We start from the raw sequence: 23,763 nt of genomic DNA on the forward strand, positions 1-23,763 counted from the left end.
TTAAAAATCTGTACGCCTTAAACATCAAATTTCCCCAATTTAACAAAACCATGATGTGAAAGATACACTTCTATAAATCTAACTTCCATTTTGGAATCATTATTATATGAATCGTTCTTGAATCCCCTCTCTAGAAATAGATCGGTAGTATAATCATTGCTCATTATGAAAAAGCCATCTTCGGCACTACTTTTAAGCAGTTCCACATTCAAATTCTCCCACAAAAATTTTTACGATTAATACAACTAGTGTTACCTGAGCGCCAATGTAAGACGTTATAACCTGTAACGCCTACATTAACGTTGAAGCAATCTAGGCCAGCGTCACCGAGTCTACTGTTACGCCTGTAGAACAATCGCGTTGGAGGCGTTACAGCGATAAGGCCCCTTGGCAAGTATCGTTCCAGTACCCCGTGTATCAGTTTTTGTTAATGTAAGCCCACAAAAAAGGCCATCCACCAAGTCCATAAGAGATTCGAAAGACAACCTTTCATTATAAATATCGCAAAGTAAATATACTTGGCTTAATGCCGATTAATCCCTCTCTCCCCAAAAGGCTGCCACCCGTCCTCACCAGACAAAATAAGCGGCAACGCATATTCGGCGGCTTCCTGTTCGCTCAGCACTTTTGCCCATGAAACTCTCGTTGTCGCTTTTCCCGCCCCAGGCCCGAAACTGTTATATTCCACATACTGAACGGTCTGCTCTGCATCTGTCTTGTTCCAGTTGTGCCATCCCTCCCGCTTCACATGAGCGCCGATCCAGCAGTTCACTTGTCCATCCGCATCCTCCGCTTCAGTCAGGCGATGCTTCGTAACGATCTCGTAGCCCTTAAACACCACCGTAGCCGAGCCAAGAATAAAATCGATATCACCTTCGATGTAACAGTCCTCGAAATACTACCGAAGTTTGCGCCGCACTGAACGAAGATGTATGCATTGGACCTGATCCGGACAACTTCGATTTTTAATGAATAGCCTTTTTGGAGCCTGCTTTGTTTGACATAGCATAACGAAAAACCACCGGACCAGGTGAAGTGACCCCGTAAAGTTAGACAGATTATAACGTTAAACAACTTGTTGGGCATTAGTCCGGTACCGTACCGGACTAATGCCTTTTAGTTTTGCCTTGATGCGTTTGTTGATGTAATAATCGATGTATTTGGATAGCTCTTGTTTAATATGTGAGATATTTTCAAATTTCTTTAAAAACAAGAACTCGGATTAATGATGCCAAAGAAGTTCTCCATGACGGCGTTATCGTAACAGTTACCTTTCCGGGACATACTTGCGTGATGCCAACTTCTTTAAGGGTATGACGATATGTTCTCATCTAGTAGTGCCAGCTTGGTCCGAATGAATAAGGAGTTTATCTTCATTTGTTAAACTGCAAAATGGTCGGTCTAACATCGTGGAAACAAGCGAGTAGACCGGTCTTGAACCAATCGTATATGTAATGATTTCTACGTTATACAGATCAAGTATGGGAGATAAATATAGTTTTTCTCCGAACAATTTAAACTCTGTAATGTCCGTTAACCCACTTCTCGTTTGGCCTTTCAGCGCGGAAATTGCGTTCTAATAGGTTCGGTGCAATCTTGCCAATCGAATCTTTATACGAACGATATTTCTTCATATGTACCAAATACTTTAATCCCAATACTTTCATCAAACGCTGTACCTTTTTATGATTCACATGGTGTCCACGATTGATTAACTCATCGCGATTACGACGATAACCATAGCGTCCCTTATGCTCCTCATAAATCGCTTGTATCATGTCTTTTAGCTCTAATTCTTGTCTACCGTACCAAATGCTTTTACCACGTAATAATACGTGCTACGAGGGATATCTGCTAGTTGTAGAAGTGCTTTCACCGAAAATTCGTTCCTTAGTTCATAGACTACTTGCGCTTTGTCTTATTTGGTGAGTTTTCCTTGTTTCGAACTAAGGCATTCAACTTTTTTTTAAATAAGCATTCTCCATTTTCAAACGCTCTACCTCTGCTTGTAAAGCCTCTACAGATCCTTCTGTGCTTTATATCCTTTTTTCATGGATGGGCGCCCCTTTTTCTTTGGTTGAAGGGCGTCTAGTTTAATCTGTGTAGGATATGATGTATAGCCCTTTATAAAAAACTTTTTCCCTATGATGCTCATATTGTCTAATCCAGTTTAAAAAGACAGAATCGTGAAGCCCGCTCGATTTTGCAATGCTTTTCAAGCTTTCTGATCCCTTTTCATAACGCATAACGGCTTGTATTTTTTCATCTGAACTGAATTTAGTCATAAAAAACTGCACCTCCAATTGGTAGTTGTGTCTAACAATTGGGGTGCAGTTCAACCAGAAACCGGTGTTTTTTCGTTATGTTCTCTTCCCTATAACCAAGCCTCGCTAAAACTACATGTTTCAATTCAAAATGTGGTAATCCATTTTTTAACTATTGAACCTGCCACAATGCAGGGACATTGGATGGTTCCCACCCAGGCAAGGAAGTGTGGGCCTGCAAACATATATACGTCTTGCCGCTATACGTGACCAGCTGTCCTACAGTATAGGCTGTATTCGCCTGCCAGGCGGAAACGCCCGGATTCGTCGTTCCTGCTGTTGTTTTCACGGTCACCGCATTGCTCGCAGCAGAACCATTCCCCGCCGCATCCTTTGCTTTCACCGTAAATGTATACGAGGTATCCGCTGCAAGCCCGCTGATCGTTGCTGTCGTTCCGGTCACGTATGTCGCAAGTGTCGTTCCATTGTACACATCATAACCCGTTACACCCACGTTATCCGTGGATGCCGCCCAGCTCAGCGTTATGCTGGATGTTGTTTGCGCCGTTGATACCAGGTTCGTTGGTGCAGATGGCGCTTGGGTATCACCTCCCGGCAAAGTGGCAGTGCTTACGGTTACAGCATTACTGGCTGCAGACAGATTACCTGCCGCATCTTTTGCTTTGATCGTGAAGGTATAAGAAGTACCTGCAGTAAGTCCACTGATCGTTGCTGTTGTTCCGGTGACGGATGTTGCAAGATTATTGCCATTATAGACGTTATAACCGGTAACCCCTACATTATCCGTTGAAGCATTCCAAGCCAGCGTCACCGAGTTGCCCGTCACACCTGTCGAACGGGCATTACCGGGTACGCTTGGCGCCGTCGTATCTGCTGGAGGCATTGTACCTCCGGTAGGCAGATCGGCTTTCAGTTTATTTTGAAGTGTTTTATTCCGGTCACCACTAAGTTCCCAGAACATCGCTCCGCCGAGTCCTTTGCTTTTGATATAAGCTGTTTTATATCCAATAGACTCCGCATCATCATAGCTAATAAAACGCTTGTTGGTCGCATTATAGAGATATGGCACCTTGGCAATGTCATTCCAGTAACGCGTGTACCCGTTTTTGTTAATGTAGTTGGTCTCCAGATCATAAAAATCAAAGGAGCCTGCTTCCCATGTTCCAACGGAAGAACCTCCCGCGCAGGTCTGATACTGGCCATTGCTTGCCTGTGCGCATCCATCCCAGCCGCGGCCATAGAACGGAACACCAAGCACAAGTTTAGCGGCTGGTACGCCTGCATTCAAATGCCCTTGTGCTCCAGCAGCCACATTAAATGTATTGGCATCTGGCACCCCAGCAGCCGAAGCCGCAGGGTCATAGTTCAACGGCGCGTTATGCGCACTGACTTTTTGCCAGGCCCCGTTAAAATCGTATGTCATAATATTAATCCAGTCGACGATGGCAGCTATATTGGCAAGCTCAGTATTCGCAGCATAGGTCGTCGATGCACCGCTTGCAATCGTAAGCAGATACTTCTTGCCGTCCACAGCTCCGGCAGCATCCAGCTTCTCACGGATTTTGCTCAGAAGGAGCGTGTAATTTTGCTTATCCTCAGGACGTTTGCTGTTACCATCAAGTCCGCCTGATACCGGATACTCCCAGTCCAGATCTACTCCGTCAAAATTGTATTTCCGCAGGAAGTCGACGGCAGAGTTTGCAAATACCTCTCGCGTTGCAGCAGTCGCAGCTACATCAGAGAAGCGGTTGGACCATGTCCATCCTCCCACGGAGATGATTGTCTTAAGATTAGGATTGATCTGTTTCAGCTTGTTAAGCTGATTGATATTGCCTGCAATGGGCTGATCCCACGTATCCCCTGCAAATGTCTTTCCGGTATCGATCCATGGATCGCCAAGCACAATCGTTCCATTCGGTACATTGATTGTCTGGCTCTTCTCATTCTGACACGTCCAGGTCACCGGGTTAGGGCCCGAAGGGTCCGGATTTCCATGAATACCGTTCCAGCAAATATCGGCAAACGCATAGTTGATATGCGTGACTTTGGTTGGGTCGATGTCCGTTACATTATAGTTTCTCCCATACGCAGCCCAGGACGGGTAGTAACCAACAATTTTATAAGAATCTGCAGCTGCTCCCGTAGCGGGTTGGAGCACAAAAGAAGGAATAATGACGGATAAGAGCAGGGATAGACCCAGGAGAAACTTTGCGGTTTTCTTGAAAGCAGTGTGTTTATTTAAATGTATCATCTTAATACACAACCTCCTTTGTCGTTTGCGTACTCAGCCCGTTCAGGAACGGACGATTTGCGCTCGAAAACTGGTTATTCGTATATGCATCCCAGTTGATTGACCAGGTCATAATCCCTTTTATCCCCGCATAGCCCGCAGGCTGGAGCAAGGTATAGGAACCGCCGTATGACACACCTTTGATTAGGTAATTCAGTGCCTTTTGCAGCTCGGCTGGCGTTGTATAACCACCTCCGGCAGCCTGTTGGGAAGCCGGCACACCGATGGCAATCTGGTCCGGTCGCAACGGACTAAAGAATGGGCCTGTGGTACCGCCTACATGAAAGCCTTGAAGCAGCATCTCCGCCATGGCCACATGGAAATCAGCTGTTCCTTGGGCGTAAGAGCGTCCATCCAGCCCTACCATGGAGCCCGTGTTATAGTGCTGTACATGAAGCAGGGTCAGGTCATTACGCAAGGCATGGATGACTGGCAAGTATGCTCCCCAAGGACCGCCGTAGCTCAGATATCCACCCTGTACATAGGCCGTCTCCGGCGCAGCCGTCAGGATGAAATTGGCGCCGAAGTGTGACTTAACCGCTTTCACGCCTTGGATGAGGTTAACAATTTTCGGTGTAGTTGGACTACGGAAATCGGTATCCCCTGCATTCAGAGACAGGGAACTTCCTTCCAGATCGATATCTAGACCATTGAAACCATACGTGGAAATGATTGATTTTAACGAATCTTCGAACTGCTGTCTCTTGGTCGCATCGGTGAGCTCAATGGTACCGTTGGCTCCCCCCATGGAAAGAATTACTTTTTTCCCCTGGCTTTGCAGATAGGCAATATCGGATTTGAATTCAGCTACCGTTGCATTGTATGGAGTAAAAGCAAGCGTTCCGCTGCCATGTGAAATCGGTTCAGCAAAGGAGACATTAATGACGTCATAGGCTGTTGATACGTTACGAAGTCTGATATTCGTTGAACCATTATCGAAGTTATGCCAGTAGCCGATCAGCCATTTGCTGCCGGTTGGCCCCGGATTGGAAGATCCATTGGAAGTTGTCACACTGAGGGAGGTGCTCGCAGCGGATATATTGCCTGCGGCATCTTTGGCTTTTACCGTAAAAGCATAAGTCGTGCTAGCTGTCAGTCCTGTGACTACAGCCGTTGTAGTTGAAGTACTTGTCACAAGAACGCCGTTCCGGTATACCTCATACCCTGCTACGCCCACATTATCCGTGGATGCATTCCAGGAAAGACTCACGGAGGTGTCCGTGATGGAGGATGAAGTCAGACCCGCAGGAACAGAAGGTGGTGCCGTATCTGGCGTCGGCGTTTCCCCTCCTGAACCTTCCCCGACGTATTTCCACAACGCGGGCACAATAGAGGGCTCCCATCCGGTCAACGCCGTGTGGGCCTGAATACACTCATAATCTTTATTTTGATATGTTACGAGGTCTCCTTTCTTGTATGCGGTGCCTGCCTGCCACTGGGCGGCGGCATCGGCTCTCGGTGCAAACCACGAAATAAGTAGAAGAAATGCCAAAGCAAATGTAATGACCGGGCGGAATCGAACAGCTTGATTCAAGCAAAATCCCTCCTGTACTAAGGATACGTTCACCTTGCAAACAAAACTTCAATTGTCCACCTGCATCTGATCTGTGATCGATTAGAGCCAGCCCCATTCAGCCATCTGATGTTGCGTGTCACTTCACTCCCTTCCCTTACCAAAATGGACCTTCCCTCTCGTGTTCTTTTTTTGCAGGCACCATCCAAATTTTACAGGGAATTTACAGATCCTCATCCTGTATTTAATCAGTAAAATGCAAAAGAGATAAGGGATAAAATAGTTCTATTGGGGGCGAAAAATGTAATATAGCGCACAAAAAAGGTTTTCTTTCAACTCCTTAGGAGACTTGAAAGAAAACCTGTGTTAGATATTGCGCAGAGAAGAGGGCGTATCTTACTGCCGCTGCTCCCCTCTCCCTTCCAAAGGCTGCCACTCATCCACGCCGGACAGAATCAGAGGTACAGTGTACTCGGCCGCTTCCTGTTCGGTCAGTATTTTGGCCCAAGGCACACGATCAGCAGCATATCCGGCACCAGGTCCGGCGCTGTTATATTCAGCATACTGAACGGTCTGCTCTGCATCTGTCTTGTTCCAGTTGTGCCATCCCTCCCGCTTCACATGAGCGCCGATCCAGCAGTTCAGAAAACAGACTTTGGCATGATGACGCCACGGTCTGCCCAGATACACCGACTGCGGCGGAGCATTGCTGGTCAGATCACAGTCCAGAAACACATAGCCGTAACGCACATCCTCCGGTGTAGAGGCTGCGGTAATCCAACCGTTCACTTGTCCATCCGCAGCCTCCGCTTCAGTCAGGCGATTCTTCGTAAAGATCTCGCAGCCCTTAAACACCACCGTAGCCGAACCAAAAATAAAATCGATATCACCTTCGATGTAACAGTCCTCGAAATACTGCCGCAGTTTGCGCCGCTCGGCACCGTCGCGTGGCCCACCAAAGTAACTGCGATCCATGGGCTGCTCAGGCAGCGGGCCGGTGAAGATCGTATCCTGGTGACCGATCAAACGACAGCGGCGAAAGACCGCCCGGTCTCCATCCACATAAACGGCCAGGGCCTGACCAACCTGCTTGCCCGGCCCGGCAGCATTTACGAAGGAAATCCCCTCTGCCGTGAAATCATCGGCACCAATGAAAGCCGTATAGGAATGAAACGTATGATATGGCGACCCGTCCGGAAACTTCTTTAGTGCATGATCATCATACGTAATGATCGTCTGCTCCGCCCCCTCACCAATCAGGTGGATGCCCGGCTTCTCCATATGCAGCTTCTCATGATAGACACCAGCCTTCACTCGAATTGGAACGATTCCGATGCCATTCTCCGGCAGCGCATCAACTGCGGCCTGAATCGTCACATAATCCCCTGTCCCATCTGAAGCAACAGTCAGACAGGGAGCCGATGATTCCAATGCTGTATTTGGCAATCTCTGCTGCGTCATGGCAGTCGCTCCATTTCCAGCGCTGCCAGCAGAAGCGGAGCCACACCCATAAAGGAATCGCTTACAACCGCTTCGCTTACATAATAGTTGTACGAGCCATCCCGATCCAGGCTTAGTCCTGCGCCATGACAGATCCCGTTTAACCGAACGCCGTCAGCCGTCTCCTCCACCAATCTGGAGGACAGTCCCTGCCATCCTTTCTCCGCCACCTCTCTGAAATGTGGCTCCAGATAACGCAACCGCACACCCTTCGCAAGCGCATATACAAACATGCTTGACCCGGATGCTTCCAGATAGTTGCCTTTGCGGAAGCCCTGATCCAGCACCTGGAACCATAACCCGCTCTCCTGCTCCTGCACGCGTACCAGAGCATGACACATCCGTTCGAAGATGCCGATGATGGTTCCGCGCTTTGGATGATTCACGGGGAAATGCTCCACGCTGTCTACAATCGCCATGGCATACCAGCCCATCGCCCGGCTCCAGAAGTGTGGTGAGCACCCTGTCGATGAATCTGCCCAGACCTGCTCCTTCGATTCATCCCAGCCATGATAGAGCAGCCCGGTCCGCGGATCACGGGTCTGGCGCTCGATCAGCAGAATCTGATGTGCAACTTCATCCCATAACTCGGGACGATGAAATGTCTTCGCATACTCGGACAAAAAGGGAGCGGACATATACAGGCCGTCCAGCCACATCTGGAATGGATAGATTTTTTTGTGCCAGAAACCGCCCTCCGACGTGCGGGGTTGCCCTGCGAGCTGTGCTGCCAGGAGATGCGCCGCTTCTGCGTAACGCTGATCTTCCGCACCATCCAGTAAGGTAAACAGGTTTTTTCCCTGATTAATCTGATCCAGATTATATTCTTCCAAAGTATAGGTGCCAATAGAGCCGTCCGGCTGGATATACAGGTCCATATGTTTTTTCATAAAATCAACATACTCTTGCTTGCCATAATACTGCCCGGTTCGTGCCATCGCCATCAAGGTCATGCCTTCCACGTATGCCCATCGTCCCGAAGGGAACGCATGATAACCGTCCCCGTCACATTGCTGGATGATCGTTGCTGCAATTCGCTCAGACCAGGATAACTGTGTCTGTACCTGCATAAGCAATTCCTCCTTGAATGTTGTACTCACCTAATACATACATGTATGACTAACGGATAACCGCTTCACTCTTCAAAGGTTGCTGTCCTTATTGCCGACACATTGCCGTTGAATTGCGAAGGTTCAGCTTAGGCTGAATGACTACCGGAACATCGACCTGTTCATCACGGATTAACGATACAATCAGCTCTGCTGCCTGCACGGCCAGTTCATCCAGAGGCGGGCCAATTGTAGTCAAGGCCACTTCCGCATATTGCATATCCGGCAGATCATCATACCCGATTAACGAGATATCGTGTGGAACACTGTAACCTGCCTCAAGTAAAGCCCGGAGTGCCCCTCGGGTGACCAAGTTGTTCAGTCCAATAAATGCTGTCGGCGAATCCGCCCCAAACGCATGATTACGTATGGCAAAATACCCGTCTTCCCAGGAGGAATACGCTGGCAGCACATGGTCTTCGTTAAAATCCAGACCCGTACGCTGTAACGCTTCCCGGTATCCCTCCAGCTTGACGTGCTGGGAGTTGCCGATGAATCCGATTCGGCTGTGGCCCAGCGATTTCAGATGCTCCACTGCTTTGAACAGCCCTTCTTTGCGATCAATCTTGATGTAAGGAGAGTTCGGCGCTTCATCTGTACCCAGCACAAAACATGGCATGTTGAGTGTTGCAAACTTTTTCCAGAACATCTCCCGATTGTCCAGTGCATAGTCCCACAGAATACATCCGTCCACGCGCAGCTGGCTGAAGACATCCACGCCATCATCCGCCACAACCAGGATCATCTGATATCCCCGCTTCTTCAGCTCGGTGTGCAGACGGCCGGAGATGTTCGAGAATAACGGATTGCTCAGCTCATCCAGTACAAAACCGATGATGTTGCTCCTGCCGGTCGAGAGCTGCCGAGCCAACATATTTTTCCGATATTGATGTTTCTCCGCGACCGCAAGCACCTTCTGCTTTGTTGCCGGTTTGATTCGGGGATCATCATTCAGCGCCTTCGATACCGTGCTATAGCTCACCCCCGCCAATTTGGCAATGTCTTTAATGGTTATCAAAATCAATCACACCTCTCATACGCCTAAAACCCTAATTTCTATTTCTGTGCAGACTTATAACGATCATATTGTGCCTGTCTGCCCGCAATAACCTGCTCTATATTCATCTTCTTCAACGTCTCAATATAACTGTCAAACTGGTCCAGACTGGCGTCACCGCTAATAAACTTGAAGTTCATCTCTTCCACATATGTGGTGATGTCAGGCATCGCCATGCTTTCCACGCTCGCTTCATCCGGCAGGGCATAGACAAACGGGAACGGTTCGCGCACATACGGCTCCAGTTCTTTATCCATCTTCGAATGCCAAGGGGCTACGACGGAATCAGCAGAATCGGTGGATTGAATGTTCGGCAGATTCACCGGACCAATACCGAGCTTCTGAATGTATTCATTGTCCTTGCCTTTGTCCGTGAATGTCTTCACGCCATTCTCTTCCGTATACGTGTCATCCTTGATGCCCCACGTATAATACGTCTGTGCTTCCTCACTTACGGCATAGTCCAGGAAACGGAAAGCAAGTTCCGGATTTTTACTATCACGTGTAATGCCAAAGATGCCACTCACTGGTGTACGTCCTACATAGAACTGATCCCCATGCGGTCCTTTCAGTGGTAAAATGCCTTTGATGATCGGCTCTTCCGGATTGTAATCCTTGAACAACGGACTGTAGACCATCGACATATACCAGCTAAAATTAAACGTTGCTCCCGTCACATCCTGAGAGATGCGCGACGTAACCTGATCACTCGTGGTACTCGCATAATCCACCCCAAGCAGACCTTCCTTGTAGAGTCCGTTCAGATAGGTCAAGTACTCCTTGTAGGCAGGCTCATAATAGCTGAAATGTACCTTGCCCTGATCGTCTGCATAGAACTGGTTGGACAGATCGAGACCAAACGCGGGGCCAAAGGCCATGGATACAAATTTTGCTTCCATGGACAGTGGAATCTCATCGGCTTTTCCGTTGCCGTTCGGATCCTCTGTCTTGAATTTGCGCAGCATCGCCGTGAATTCATCCAGCGTGGTCGGCTCGCTTAATCCCAGCTTATCAAGCCAGCGCACATTAACCATAAATACCGGCATGTAGTTGCGGGTTAACGTCTGCTGCGGGATATAATACATTTTACCATCTGGCGTTGTTAAACTGGCTTTGACTGAAGGCGACTTTTCATATATTTTTTTGAGATTCACGCCGTACTTCTCTACCAGTTCATTAATCGGAATGAACAGACCGCTGTTAATGTACTTCATCAGCTGATCCTGATCCGGCAGGTACACGATATCGGGCAAGCCGGTACCGGCAGCCAGCCTCGGATTTACGGCATCCGCATAGTTCTGCGGCGGAATCAGATCCCAATCCACCGTCACACCAGCGTTGCTCTCAATTTTCTTCACGATGGCTGCGGTGGACAAGTCCACATTGGTCGTCCAAGCGTTGGTGCCGAGAATAGACAGTTTGGCATCCGGTTGATCCGTCACCGGCCCTGCTCCGGTATAATTGAAGGCTGGCTCCGAACTGGACGGGGTGCTCCCCGCATCGGTTCCCGCCCCTGTTCCGCCGCTACATCCCGCCAGGCTGATTGCCATTATCGCTGCGATTACACTTTTTCTTCCTGCCCCTTTAAATCTCATCCATCATTCCTCCTTGGTATGAACCATTTTGAACTCCTTTGAATGACATGACACTTAAGTAAGTAAAGCTATCCTTTCACGGCTCCGAGGGTGATCCCCTTAACGAAGTACCGTTGGATAAACGGGTAGATCGTAACAATAGGCAGAATACTGACCACAATGGATACATAACGAACCTGAAGGGAGGAGACCGCCAGCGCACCGGATGTCATCGTACCGCCCATCTTCTGCATCACTTCCGGCGAAGCCATGATCAGCACTCTTCGCAGGAACATCTGTAAGGGCTGCATATCCTGTTTGCCCAGATATAATAGGGCCGTGAAAAAGTTGTTCCAGTGGAATACCGCGTAGTACAGCGTGAGCACAGCCAGTGTTGGCTTGATGATCGGAACCGCCAGACGATACAGCATCGTCATCTCGTTAGCCCCGTCTATACTGGCACTTTCGAAAATTTCATTCGGAATGCCTTCGAAAGCTGAGCGGCAGATCATGACGTTAAACGTAATCACCAGCACAGGCAGCACCATAACCCAGCGGGTGTTGTACAGCCCAAGCGAGGTAATCAGCATGTAGACCGGAATGAGTCCACCCGAGAAATACATGGTGAAGGCGATGAAGAAATTCAGCTTGCGACGTAAGAAAAACTGCTGTCTGGACAATGGAAACGCCGCAAGACATGTTGCCACGATGTTCAGCAGTGTGCCTACCACGGTGTACCAGAGGGTGTTGTAGAACGAAACCCATAACTCCTTGTATTGCAGTACCATTTGGTAACCTGACAGGGTAAATCCAACGGGCCACAATACAACTTTTTGTTTGTCGATGGCATCCACCGAGCTGAATGAAATACTAATGACGTACAGAAAGGGATACAACGTGACAACAACCGCCAGTATGGTCAGCAGGTAGACACATCCGTAGAACAAACGGTCACTTCTCGATTTTTGCATACAGGTCTCCTTTGGTCCGGGGTATAGTCTTACCAGAGTGACATCTTGGTCAGGCGGCGGGTCATGGAATTGGCAGCAAAAACAAGGATAAAGGTGATGATGGAGTTGAACAGGCCGACCGCTGTGGCGAAGCCGTAATTCTGGCCCTCAATCCCCATCCGGTATACATAGGTGGACAGGACATCTGCCGTTTCGTAGGTGGCTCCGTTGTAGAGCAGATATACTTTCTCGAAACCTACACTCATAATGCCCCCAAGCGACAGGAGCAAAAGAATGACAATGGTTGGTTTGATACTGGGAAGGGTCAGGTGCCATAACTCCTGGAATTTGTTGACGCCGTCAATTTTGCCGGAATCATACATCTCTGGGTCGATCCCCATAATGGCTGCAATGTAGATGATGGAGCTGAAGCCAAAACTTTGCCAGATGTCGGAACTTGTGAAGATGGTACGGAACCAGCTCGCATCCATCATGAAGTTCACTTTTTCCATGCCAAGACTCGCAATGAGGGTGTTCACGATACCGTCTGTTGGTGACAGGAAGTTAATAATCATACCGGCTACAACAACAGTGGAGATGAAGTGAGGAAGGTACGTAACCGTCTGGGCAAATCGCTTGAATGTCCGGTTCTTGATCTCCACGATACAGACAGCGAATAAAATCGGAATGGAGAAGCCAAACAGGAGTGGCAGGAAGGCGAGCAAAAATGTGTTACGCAGCAGTCGCCAGAAGTAAATGGAATTCACAAACTGTTCGAACCAGCGCAGTCCCACCCATTCCCCGCTGAGCATGCCCTGCCCCGGCAAGAAATTACGAAATGCCAATAACACGCCAGGCATCGGAAGGTACATGAAGATGAGGTAATACAGAAAGATAGGCGAAAACATCAGTAGCAAATACTTATCCCGTCTGATCAGGCTGAACAGCGTGGACATGCGTTTTTTCAACGTGAAACACTCCCCTTCGCTACATAATTACAACGTTTGAATTTTTGAATAAAAAAAACTATCATTCCACTGACGTATTTGTTATTCATCTCATTCACATTTGTAACAACCTATATCATTCATCGTACTAATGAGATAATTAATTAGAAATAATCCTCCTCACACCGTATTTCTTTCTTTTCAATAATCGCCATAACCATAATTACAACGTTGTAATTTTAATCTAAATGTATACGCTTACATAAACTTTTTCCCATCTTAGCAAACTCTTCAATGTTTGGCAACAACAAAAATGAGTGGCATGCTGTAACGTACTAAAATACAGTCTCGCATATGCGAGACTGCCCGTTAAAATCTACACATGATTCCGATATTCCATCGGTGTCATAACATACACTCGCTGAAAGGCTCTGTAAAACTGACTGACGCTGGAAAATCCCAGTTCATAACTGATTGTGGTTACTGAATCCGTTGTATGGCGGAGCCTCTTGGACGCTTCTTCTACGCGCAAATTCAGCAGATATTGATACGGTGTTGTTCCCGTAAGAGCCTTGAAAGAACGCATAAAATGATACCGGCTCTGATGCGCGACCATCGCCATCGAATCAATATCCATTGGGCCTGTATAGGCACTGTGAATGTAATCCAGCACTCGTTGGAGATGAGGGTCCATGAATGTACCGGGATTTACAGTTCTTTTTCCATTTTCCTGCCCCGTCAACATACGTCTTAGATACTTCTCGATCGCCATTTCTGTTTCCTGCACTTGCAGCATTTCGGGCACATCATCTAACAAAATGGAATTCCAGCCTCGAAACAGACTGCTGATCTCAGCAGGATCAAATGTCTGGGTAGGTCGAAACTCAGCTCGCCCCCCACTTAACTCCGCACCTTCGAAACTGCCTAATGGCGGTTTACGGAACTTGATCACAATGACAGCCGAATCCGACCCTATCTCAAAATAATGCTCAGTCTGGGGATGAGCAATAATCCCTATGCCTGCTCTTAGCGGGTATGCATGCCGCTCCTGTACCAGATGACATTGACCTCTGACCGGCAGCGTTAGCTGATACCAGTCGTCATGTACATGCGGCTCATTCGCAAACCCTCCGGTAGCTTTCCATAATTCCAACCCATTTAGCGTCATGTTTAATTCCATCGTTTGCTCACCTGCTGACATTATAGCAAATCGTGCTCACTTTCCAAGCACTTTTCACAAAGACATGATCTGCCCCCATCTTTTATCATTGAAAAAAATAATTCGAGGTGATCTCCCATGGCTCAGGCCACTTTAAGCAAAATGCAAATCAACTCTTCCGCCAATTGGGCACTTGCCGGAGTCAGCTTCGCCCATCTGCTGAATGATGCGATGCAGACAGTTGTTCCGTCTGCATTCCCACTATTCCAGCAGACCATGCAGCTCAGTTTCGCCCAGATGGGCTGGATTGCCTTCACCCTGAATATTACCGCATCCGTCCTTCAGCCACTGGTCGGTTATATGTCAGACCGCAAGCCAATGCCGATCCTGCTTCCCGGAGGTATGTTATTTTCCCTGATCGGTGTTCTCGGTTTAGCTTTGTCTTCCGAGTTATGGATGTTGCTTGTTGCGGCAGCATTGATTGGCATAGGCTCATCCATCCTCCACCCCGAATCCTCACGCGTGGCTCATATGGCAGCCGGCCGTGGACGCGGAATGGCGCAGTCAATCTTCCAGGTGGGAGGCAACACAGGACAGGCCATTGCTCCATTACTGGTCGCCTTCATCCTGCTGCCACATGGGCAGCGTAGTTTTCTATGGCTGATGGGCTTTGCCCTGATCGGCATCTTCATTCAGTCTATGGTCAGTCGTTGGTACAGAGACAAGCTTACCGAGACTCGCATTCGTCAGCAACGCCCTCTAAAATCAAGTGGCGCAGAGCCAGCAGCTCGGCCTGTGAGCCGGGGATTCATCGCTTTTACAATGGGAATTCTCATCCTGCTGCTGTTCTCAAAATTCGTATATATTGCAGGCATGACCGGGTACTACGCCTTCTATTATGCCGATGCATATGGCTTGCCTCTCTCCCAGGCACAGATCTGTCTGTTTATTTTGCAATTTGCAGGCATGGTCGGAACCTTGCTCGGCGGCCCACTTGCTGACCGCTACGGACGCAAACCGATGATCTGGTTCTCCATTGCAGGCACTGCACCGTTTTCCCTGCTGCTACCTTATGCAGGACCCGTCTTATCCATGGTCTTGTGCGGAATGATTGGACTCATCCTGATGTCCGGCTTCAGCGTCATCATTGTTTATGCACAGGAATTGCTTCCTCGTCATATTGGAACGGTATCCGGATTGTTTTTTGGCCTGTCGTTCGGAATGGCTGGACTTGGCTCGGTTGTGTTAGGTTCCTTAATTGACGTAACCAGCATTGCGTTTGTTATCAAGTTATGTTCGTTTTTGCCACTGCTTGGTGTGTGTGCTGTATTTCTGCGCAAGGACCAACCAAGAACAGCGTGATAACCGTTGAAACCTCACTGATTTTGTGACTACAATACATCTAGGACACTCGAGGATAACAGGAGGGAGGAATAACGCATGATTATTGATGTACAGCATGTCACTTGGAAAAGGGGACCACTTACCCTGCTGAACGATGTGAGCTGGCAGGTGAATGACGGTGAACACTGGGCGTTGCTTGGCCTGAATGGCTCCGGCAAAACAACACTCCTGAACATGATCACCGGATATCTCTGGCCGACCGAAGGCAAGATATCCGTGTTAGGCCATGAATATGGGGATGTGGATCTGAGACAGCTTCGTAAATCCATTGGCTGGGTCAGTTCATCTCTGCAAGAGAAATTGCATGGCACAGACCGCACGCAGTATGTCGTGATCAGCGGCAAACACGCCACCATTGGCCTGTATGACAAGCTGTCAGATGATGATCTGGATCAGGCACAGGAATTGATGCAAACGCTGGGCTGTCAGCACCTGTGGGATCGCGAATATCGTACCTGCTCTCAAGGCGAGAAACAGAAACTTCTCATTGCCCGAGCACTGATGGCCAATCCGCGCGTACTCATTCTGGACGAGCCTTGCAATGGACTGGATCTTTTCTCAAGAGAGCGACTGCTGGAGAGCATCCGTGAATTATCACAGCGTCCAGATACCCCGTCACTCATCTATGTCACCCATCATACCGAAGAAATATTGCCTGTCTTTAGTCACAGCCTCCTGCTTCGCCGGGGTGAAATAGTCCATAGCGGAGTAACCGGCGATCTGATGAACACGGAAGTGCTGAGCAACTTTTTCGAGGCACCTGTGGAAGTGGATCGACACGGAGAACGTGTCTATGTCAGAGCTGCGACGGATTCATAATTGCGGGGTTATACACAGCAAACGTAACATAGGTGAAGAAACTTAACAGTAAAAGCCCAATATCTTATCCACATGTGGATAGATTTTGGGCTTTTAACTGCTATATCTAGTGTTATCCACCGTTTTCTGTGTAGAACTTTCTAATTTATGAGTATAACTTTACGGTTTCATCTATTTATCTATACGTTTTACCACTATCCTATTTCCGCACGCCTAAAAACAGAAATAGCGGAATGCGTTGCCTGCGCAGATAGGTTTCCTCGTTTACAAAATAAGCACGTTGTGGTGCTGACTCGCGCAAATGTTCTACACGGAACCCTGCCCGCTGCAATGCCATAAAGTAGGATTCAATGGAACGATGCATCTTTTTCACAGAACCGCCCAGCCACTGCTGCTCACGGAATCCTTCCACAAAATACTGATCAACTACCCAATTGGTTCGGGTTCCCGAGGGCTGCAGGGTGGACGTGATCACAGGATGTTCTACCGAAAATATGAATGTGCCATTTTCATTTAACGTGTTATATATCTTGTGGAATAGGCTCTCCACATCCTCGATGTAGTGAACAGCCAGTCGGGATATAACCAGATCGTATGTACCTACCGGATAGGTCCAGTCTTCCATGAATGCCTGTTCAATCTGTGCATTCGTGCCTTTAACCGATTCGTTAGCTGCCCGCACCATATTCAGTGAACCTTCAACTCCCGTGTAAGTTGTACCCTCTTGACCAGAACGGAGCAATTCTACGCCAAACCTCGCATCCCCGCAGCCAAGATCCAGTATGCTCTTGCCCGCAACGTCTCCGATCAGCTCTAGCATAACGGGTTTCTCTAACGTATCATTGGCATTCTCCTGCCACTGGCGGCGTTCCATATACTTCTCAAAGTTTTCCTCATTATCGTAAAACTCAGGTCCCCTGTAGCCCATTCCACACGCCTCCGTTTCCTTTATGCAACGTTCAATATGTACAGCCTGAAAGAGTATACATAATGCCAACCAATCTTTCCATAGTAAAAAAGACTGCCTTCTGAACGAATCCAGAAAACAGCCCTTCATTTATAAGTTGATGTTTCTCAGCCAAAACGCTGCGTTTTGTACCATTTGGTTTCTCTCCGAAATAGCTTATCTCCAATAAGCGAGATAAATGCTTTGACGGATATGACCAGAAATAACTGGGCATATGTGAAATAGGAGAGGCAGGCCACAATAAAATTCTGCGTATTACTTTGCCCAATATCTGCTGAGAGTGCGAGATTAATTTGTAGTACATAAATGTAGTACATTAGTGCCCATGCTATTACGAGATACACGTAAACATCCCCTGAGAACTGGAAGGGAGAAATGACATTCGGATTAAATAATGCAATAACCTGATACACTAGATTCGAGACAAAAATAATATCCGATACAATAATAGCGATCATAAACCAGAAATAACTTGCAGCATAGTACAGAACATGCAGTTTAATTCTCCAGCTAGTACGGTCAAATAAATGCTTCACATTGTCGATAACAACCTGGTAATTTCCCTTGGACCAGCGCTGGCGCTGTTTCATATATACCGATAATTGCTCAGGTTCCTGCTGGTAAGCCTCTGCTTGTGGCGCTAATGCAATAAGCTGACCCCGAGTAAGAATATCAAACGACACGGCCGTATCTTCCGTGATCGCATCAGGGTCCCATCCACCAATCTCACGGATCAGTGCTGCCTTGATAATATAGTTCGTACCAGGAATCGTGCCCAGTTTGAATAACTCCCATAGCCCCGTATGGTGAACACGTTGGACCGTTACAAGTTCCAGATTAATGCAACGGGAGAGAAAATTCTGACCCCGATTACGAGCTTTGTTTCGACCAAATACAGCACCATACTTCTCCGGGTTTTCCAATGCTTTTTGTGTCAAAAACATCAATGCATTCCGCTCAGGCGCCGCATCTGCGTCATAGATACATATCCATTCTCCCCACGCCAGTTCAAGGCCATCATTCAAAGCTCCCGACTTCCCACCTGTACCGGTACGCTCCAGAATGGTAAAGTCACGATCTGCATAACTCGTCTTGGCCTTGAGTTCCTTCAGGCGCTCTGCTGTATTATCTGTACAATTATCTGCAATAACAATAACTTGAACTTTATGCTCAGGGTAGTTCAGACGCAATATATGCTCAACGGTAGACACGATAACTACCCCTTCATTATGCGCAGGCACCATGACAGTCACAGTGGGGTAATCATCCATACTTTCAGGAATTTGAATTCCCTTTTTTTCTTGTTTGTTAATGAAACGAATAGCTCCAGCCATAATGACAATCGACTCGGTGACGGATATCCAAATACTGAGGATGGACATCAACAGTAGGAAATCAGCCATTCAATTTCCTCCGATCATATTTCCTGTTAATTTTCCCTCGAAAACGAAGAGTCGCAAAGGTTAATATAAGAATCGTAATGGCAAAGAAACTGCTAACTACAATACATAATGGAACAAACCATGTTAAATAATTCACAGAAATACTCCTCCCCCATAGCATCTAGATGTATTCACCAATGAGATCTGTCTCTGTGTTCCGTTCCAGTGCCGCAATAACAGCATCGATATCCTCATACTTACTGAATTGTTCCTTCTGAAATACCAGTGCACCCGATCGAATAACCGTCTGCAACTCATTTCCCTTTTTATCGATGATTTGCAGATCCATCATGGCTTTTTTGATCCGTTGTGTCAGGATGGGCAAGTACTCCACATTGGTCATTGGACAGATAATCACAAAACGTCCTCGATCCACAAAAAATTTATAATCCTCAAACCGAATCTGCTTCTGTATGGTAGTGGATAGTTCAAGAAGGAACTGTGCATAACGTACGGAACCGAGTGATTCCAGTACCAACGGCAAAAACTCGATCTTGAACATCGCCATGCTGAATCCATATTGCTCCGAATAACGTCTGGCTAGATTACTTTGCTTAACAAGCGTATCCGCAAGTGCATCCTTATTGCCCAGAGAGGTATCCAGATCAATCTCCGGATTACGCTCCTGAAGCTCCTGCAGACGCTCCATGACACGCGCATTGCGCACAAGACTTGCCTTGATAAAAGCAGCCACAGCCACATTGGCTGGAATGAGCAGCCACCAAGAGAACGTAAGTACACTTACATCCGCATAGGTAACAAGCCATACAAAATAAGAGACCAGATAGATAAATCCGGCGACGACAGATACCCCGACAGGTATCACAAAACTCAGGATCAGCGCTCCAAGCGACACAATGCTAAACACCACATCCAGTGTAGTATAACTCTGATTCATATAAATCTTAAGATAGACAACGAGCTGCTGGATTACGGCTAATCCAATCAAACTCGCATATCCCCATGCAATACGAAGGATGGGTGCTTTATTCCTCATAGGTTTCTTCTCTCCAGTAGATTGGTTAGTGATATTTCGAGTAAACAATATATGACATGAATAGACAAACATCATGTTAACACATTGTTGAATATATTAAATGACATTTTTATTACTTTTTAAGTAACTTTTGTAATTCAGTCTCCCCAAGCAAAGGAAACAGGTTATCAAACATATGTGTGTTTCCACTAAATACATATCCGCCTGGATAACTGGCGTCCAGACTACGCATGCTGATCATATGCTTATACAGCTGTTTCGCCCATTTTGGATCACCTGACTGAACCGCAAGCAGCATCGCGAGTCCATATACGGATGGAGATTGGTAAGATACCGCAGGTGTGCGAGTACTACGCTTATATTGTCCCGGCAGCTGATGACGGGTATTGAATTCTTTTTTCAAAAAAGCAATGAGCTTGTCCGGTTTGCGGCTGGTCGCAGTTAGATGGTTCGCTACGATCAGCTGATCAATCAGATTCACTGTGTCATCATATGTATACTCTTTCGTCCCCACATTGAATGTTTTTGGATAAAATATCCCGTCATCCGGCATACTCTTCAACATGGATTCGTACTTGGCATATGTGCCCGGCTCCAGCATTTCGTGCTTCTCCATTAATTGGAGAGACGGTAGATCCACATAAACCAGGCTTAACATATCCGCGGAGTAACCATTGCCAAAATCGTGAAAATCAACATAATATCCTTTATTCTGAACCGACTGCGTCAGTGTACGGGAAATATCCGAGGCCGTTGCCAGTTTGGCTTCTCTTCCCTGTTGCCATTGATCTGCTGCCTTTAATAAGGCACCGACAATTCGGAAATCATCACCGAGCGCGTTGGTGGTCACGTGAGATTTCCCCTCAGCATCCAGCTTCCAGGCAATATATTTTTGCGGCATGAGGAAATAGGTCGTCAGCAGCTCATAGCTTTGCTCAAATAACGCCTGATCGTTCTTGGCTACAGCATATTGCATCCAAAGACCAATTGATTCAGATAAAACCTCTCTGCCTGCTACGATATCCGCTTTTTCGGATGTGGCATCCTGCAAATAGGATGCAAGTAAACCATTGGGATTGGTCATATGATCTTGGACAAAGGATACTGTAGGGGATAATTCATTCATCACGAACCGCTCCTTCATGAAAATAATGAACGCTGCTGCAATACTGACCACCAATATGACCAACCACGTTACTGTTTTCCGGTTCATTCTCTTCATGATTCCCTCCTGTACTTTTGCTGTTGTGAGATAATGACTCTGCTCCTTGAGATCGGTTCGGCTAGGGTCTGGGCTGTAGGGGTCAAGGATAGAGGTATTGTTCATTCTGAGGTATCCATGTAGGGTCGCCGTCCACCCTTTTTGACAAATTTCCAGTCTACCTCGATGTTGTGGCGCATTCGGCGGAGAAGCTTAACCGTTGTCTCTATCTCTTCATCCGTAAAGCCGTCCAGCGTCACCTGGTCGGAATGCTCGCCCTCTTTACGAATGAATTCCCATGCTTTCAGGCCAGCTTCTGTCGGATATAACAACTTGTTCTTCTTATTGTCTATTGCCGACTGTTTGACAATAAATCCATCGGATTCGAGTTTGCTAATCGCTCTGGCCGCTGTCGTTCGATCTACTTTGATCAGTTCAGCCAGCTGGTTAGGAATAATGCCCGGATTCTCACATATGCGATAAAGATACAGATATTGGCCTCGGGACAAGTTCAGATGTTGAAATTCGACATTGCTGATCGAATCCAGACAGCGGGCAATCATGCCAATTTCACGCAACACTTCTTTTTTATCAGTCAATGCGCTCACGCCCTTTTATAAAATTGTTGCATTCACAACATAAATAGTGATATAACTACAGTTAAAATGGATTAAATTTTAACCATGATACTCACATGGAACGGCTGCAATGATTATGCTATATACCAGTTTATCATGCCCGGATATGATTACTATCGTCCAAAGGAGAAACATTCATGAATACAACGATTATTGAAGTTACTAATCAGGAATTGCTCGATGCCTGCTTCGCCATTCGTACTGCTATTTTCGTCGAAGAACAAGGCGTGCCCGCAGCGGATGAATTCGATGCTTATGATACATTAGACGCGGAGGTGCGCCACATTCTGCTCTACGTAGACGGTGTACCTGCTGCTTCCTCCAGACTGCGCATTGTGGAACAGGTCGCCAAATTGGAACGGATCTGTGTCATGCTCGATTACCGTAAACACGGCCTGGGCCGTGTGCTGATCGACAAGCTGGAGCAGATGGCTGTTGCTGATGGTCTTGAGAAAGCCAAGCTGCACGCACAGGTACAAGCTTCCGGGTTCTACGAACGTCTCGGATACGCACCCGCATCGGAAGTATTTATGGAAGACGGCATTCCCCATCTGCTGATGACCAAAAAACTGAAATAATGAAACTCCAAAAAACGCCTCCGTTATCACTTCTCAGTGATATACAGAGGCGTTTTGCATTCAGGCAACGCATTCGCGAATCCAACAACGATAAATGGCACGTACATACAAAGTCCAGGCACTGATTATAACAACCAAGTATCCTAACTTACTTGCCAGATCCGCGTTGTATCTTATCCCAGTGCCAGACGGTCTGGCTCGGATTCGGCAGCGTTGTTCTTCATTTGTTTACTACGCAACTGTCCGCAGGCAGCATCGATATCCGTACCATGTTCCATACGTACAGTGGAGTTGATGTTGTTCTTTTTGAGTGTATCATAGAAGCCCAGAATCGACTCTTCTGTACTCCGTTGATACTGACTGTGCTCATCCACCGGGTTGTATGGAATCAGATTCACACTGACCATACTTCTGCGACTGGACAACAGTTCAGCGAGCTCCGCGGCATGCTCACGTTGATCGTTAACATCACGTAACAGGATGTACTCAAACATGATGCGTTTGTTCGTTGTAGCCAGATAATAATCCACCGCATCCATCAATTCCTCAATCGGAAAAGCCCGGTTGATCTTCATGATGTGTGTACGCAGTTCATTATTAGGTGCATGCAGAGAGATCGCCAGGTTAACCTGCAGACTGCTGTCTGCAAATTCCTTGATCTTGTCCGGAAGGCCACTCGTGGACACAGTAATCCGTTTGGCGGCAAGTGCCAGTCCTTTGCGATCCTTGATGACTTCGATGAAATCACTCATGTGCTGGAAGTTGTCGAATGGTTCACCAATCCCCATCACAACCACGTTAGTTACCCTCTCGTCTTGACCCGCTGCATCCAGATGTCGCTGCACATGCATAATCTGTTCCACAATCTCTCCAGCGGTCAGGTCACGGCTCTTCTTGATCAGACCGCTCGCACAGAAGCTACAGCCAATATTACAGCCCACTTGTGTGGTTACACAGACGGTAAGTCCGTATTTCTGTCGCATTAATACCGTCTCAATCAGGTTGCCGTCCTGCATCCGAAGCAGAAACTTCACGGTACCATCTGCCGATTCCTGCTTCACATGTTCGCTCAGCGAGTTCATGGTGAAATGCTCGGAAAGAACATCCAGACATTCTTGACGGACATCAGACATCGCGGGAAAATCGTGTACACGCTCTTGATATAACCATTCCCAGATCCGGGATGCACGGGATTTTTTCTGCCCATGCTCCGGCAGCCAGGAACGTAATTGCTCTAATGTTAATCCATATATGGATGATTTGTTCATTGTATAATCCTCTTTTCGCAAAAAAGCATATGGCTTATCGGTCCTACCCAAAAAACCTCTACTCC

20 protein-coding genes and 1 pseudogene are annotated in these 23,763 nt (G+C 47.3%); 3 read left to right on the forward strand and 18 right to left on the reverse strand.

Annotated elements, in window-relative coordinates:
- Positions 1-17 precede the first annotated feature (17 nt).
- The 12 genes and pseudogenes from NSQ20_RS30600 to NSQ20_RS30655 form a co-directional block, all read right to left on the reverse strand.
- Positions 18-206 carry a hypothetical protein gene (locus NSQ20_RS30600; protein WP_036612207.1) on the reverse strand — a complete coding sequence of 63 codons (189 nt, stop codon included), beginning with the start codon at positions 204-206 and terminating at the stop codon, positions 18-20.
- Between the two features lie 317 nt (positions 207-523).
- Complete coding sequence (locus tag NSQ20_RS30605) at positions 524-838, reverse strand: pectinesterase family protein (RefSeq protein ID WP_162158981.1); 315 nt, start codon at positions 836-838, stop codon at positions 524-526.
- A 228-nt stretch (positions 839-1,066) separates the two neighbouring features.
- A pseudogene (locus NSQ20_RS30610) lies at positions 1,067-2,285 on the reverse strand (IS3 family transposase).
- Positions 2,286-2,436: 151 nt separating this feature from the next.
- Positions 2,437-4,536: a glycosyl hydrolase family 18 protein gene (locus NSQ20_RS30615; RefSeq protein WP_340031457.1), complete on the reverse strand. Its 2,100-nt coding sequence runs from the start codon at positions 4,534-4,536 to the stop codon at positions 2,437-2,439.
- A 1-nt stretch (position 4,537) separates the two neighbouring features.
- Positions 4,538-6,049, reverse strand: a complete 1,512-nt coding sequence (locus tag NSQ20_RS30620) for a glycosyl hydrolase family 18 protein (RefSeq protein ID WP_340033071.1) — start codon at positions 6,047-6,049, stop codon at positions 4,538-4,540.
- Between the two features lie 435 nt (positions 6,050-6,484).
- Entirely contained in the window at positions 6,485-7,549 is a 1,065-nt protein-coding gene (locus NSQ20_RS30625; RefSeq protein WP_340031458.1) for a pectinesterase family protein, read from the reverse strand.
- Positions 7,546-8,658, reverse strand: a complete 1,113-nt coding sequence (locus tag NSQ20_RS30630) for a glycoside hydrolase family 88 protein (protein ID WP_340031459.1) — start codon at positions 8,656-8,658, stop codon at positions 7,546-7,548. The genes NSQ20_RS30625 and NSQ20_RS30630 overlap by 4 nt, the downstream gene beginning before the upstream one ends.
- A gap of 88 nt (positions 8,659-8,746) precedes the next feature.
- Positions 8,747-9,715 (reverse strand): LacI family DNA-binding transcriptional regulator, encoded by a 969-nt coding sequence (locus NSQ20_RS30635; RefSeq protein WP_340031460.1) that lies wholly within the window; start codon positions 9,713-9,715, stop codon positions 8,747-8,749.
- A gap of 38 nt (positions 9,716-9,753) precedes the next feature.
- Positions 9,754-11,349 (reverse strand): extracellular solute-binding protein, encoded by a 1,596-nt coding sequence (locus tag NSQ20_RS30640; RefSeq protein WP_340031461.1) that lies wholly within the window; start codon positions 11,347-11,349, stop codon positions 9,754-9,756.
- 68 nt (positions 11,350-11,417) lie between these two features.
- Positions 11,418-12,299 (reverse strand): carbohydrate ABC transporter permease, encoded by an 882-nt coding sequence (locus tag NSQ20_RS30645; RefSeq protein ID WP_036612222.1) that lies wholly within the window; start codon positions 12,297-12,299, stop codon positions 11,418-11,420.
- A 29-nt stretch (positions 12,300-12,328) separates the two neighbouring features.
- Positions 12,329-13,234, reverse strand: coding sequence for an ABC transporter permease subunit (locus NSQ20_RS30650; RefSeq protein WP_047841090.1), 906 nt, complete (start codon positions 13,232-13,234; stop codon positions 12,329-12,331).
- Between the two features lie 367 nt (positions 13,235-13,601).
- Complete coding sequence (locus NSQ20_RS30655) at positions 13,602-14,405, reverse strand: helix-turn-helix domain-containing protein (RefSeq protein WP_340031462.1); 804 nt, start codon at positions 14,403-14,405, stop codon at positions 13,602-13,604.
- 117 nt (positions 14,406-14,522) lie between these two features.
- Here NSQ20_RS30655 and NSQ20_RS30660 point away from each other — a divergent pair, with 117 nt between their 5' ends.
- On the forward strand, positions 14,523-15,746 hold the full coding sequence (locus NSQ20_RS30660; RefSeq protein WP_340031463.1) for an MFS transporter: 1,224 nt from the start codon (positions 14,523-14,525) through the stop codon (positions 15,744-15,746).
- 78 nt (positions 15,747-15,824) lie between these two features.
- Positions 15,825-16,607: an ABC transporter ATP-binding protein gene (locus NSQ20_RS30665; protein WP_340031464.1), complete on the forward strand. Its 783-nt coding sequence runs from the start codon at positions 15,825-15,827 to the stop codon at positions 16,605-16,607.
- 199 nt (positions 16,608-16,806) lie between these two features.
- On the opposite strand, the gene NSQ20_RS30670 is transcribed toward NSQ20_RS30665, so the two are convergent.
- The 5 genes from NSQ20_RS30670 to NSQ20_RS30690 all read right to left on the reverse strand — a co-directional run bounded on the left by NSQ20_RS30670 (position 16,807) and on the right by NSQ20_RS30690 (position 21,777).
- On the reverse strand, positions 16,807-17,535 hold the full coding sequence (locus tag NSQ20_RS30670; protein ID WP_340031465.1) for a class I SAM-dependent methyltransferase: 729 nt from the start codon (positions 17,533-17,535) through the stop codon (positions 16,807-16,809).
- A 146-nt stretch (positions 17,536-17,681) separates the two neighbouring features.
- A complete protein-coding gene (locus tag NSQ20_RS30675; protein WP_036612238.1) occupies positions 17,682-18,977 on the reverse strand; it encodes a glycosyltransferase in 1,296 nt (431 codons plus the stop codon).
- Positions 18,978-19,137: 160 nt separating this feature from the next.
- Positions 19,138-20,013 carry a diguanylate cyclase gene (locus NSQ20_RS30680; protein WP_340031466.1) on the reverse strand — a complete coding sequence of 292 codons (876 nt, stop codon included), beginning with the start codon at positions 20,011-20,013 and terminating at the stop codon, positions 19,138-19,140.
- A gap of 112 nt (positions 20,014-20,125) precedes the next feature.
- Positions 20,126-21,235, reverse strand: coding sequence for a glycosyl hydrolase family 8 (locus NSQ20_RS30685; RefSeq protein ID WP_340031467.1), 1,110 nt, complete (start codon positions 21,233-21,235; stop codon positions 20,126-20,128).
- 101 nt (positions 21,236-21,336) lie between these two features.
- A complete protein-coding gene (locus NSQ20_RS30690; RefSeq protein WP_076329280.1) occupies positions 21,337-21,777 on the reverse strand; it encodes a MarR family transcriptional regulator in 441 nt (146 codons plus the stop codon).
- A gap of 212 nt (positions 21,778-21,989) precedes the next feature.
- Here NSQ20_RS30690 and NSQ20_RS30695 point away from each other — a divergent pair, with 212 nt between their 5' ends.
- A complete protein-coding gene (locus NSQ20_RS30695) occupies positions 21,990-22,430 on the forward strand; it encodes a GNAT family N-acetyltransferase (RefSeq protein ID WP_340031468.1) in 441 nt (146 codons plus the stop codon).
- Positions 22,431-22,603: 173 nt separating this feature from the next.
- Here NSQ20_RS30695 and rlmN read toward each other — a convergent pair whose 3' ends face one another.
- The gene (gene rlmN / locus NSQ20_RS30700) at positions 22,604-23,698 is read right to left on the reverse strand and encodes a 23S rRNA (adenine(2503)-C(2))-methyltransferase RlmN (RefSeq protein WP_340031469.1); all 1,095 of its coding nucleotides are present in this window, start codon (positions 23,696-23,698) and stop codon (positions 22,604-22,606) included.
- Positions 23,699-23,763: the final 65 nt, after the last annotated feature.

Source organism: Paenibacillus sp. FSL K6-1122, from assembly GCF_037977015.1.
GTDB lineage: Bacteria > Bacillota > Bacilli > Paenibacillales > Paenibacillaceae > Paenibacillus > Paenibacillus amylolyticus.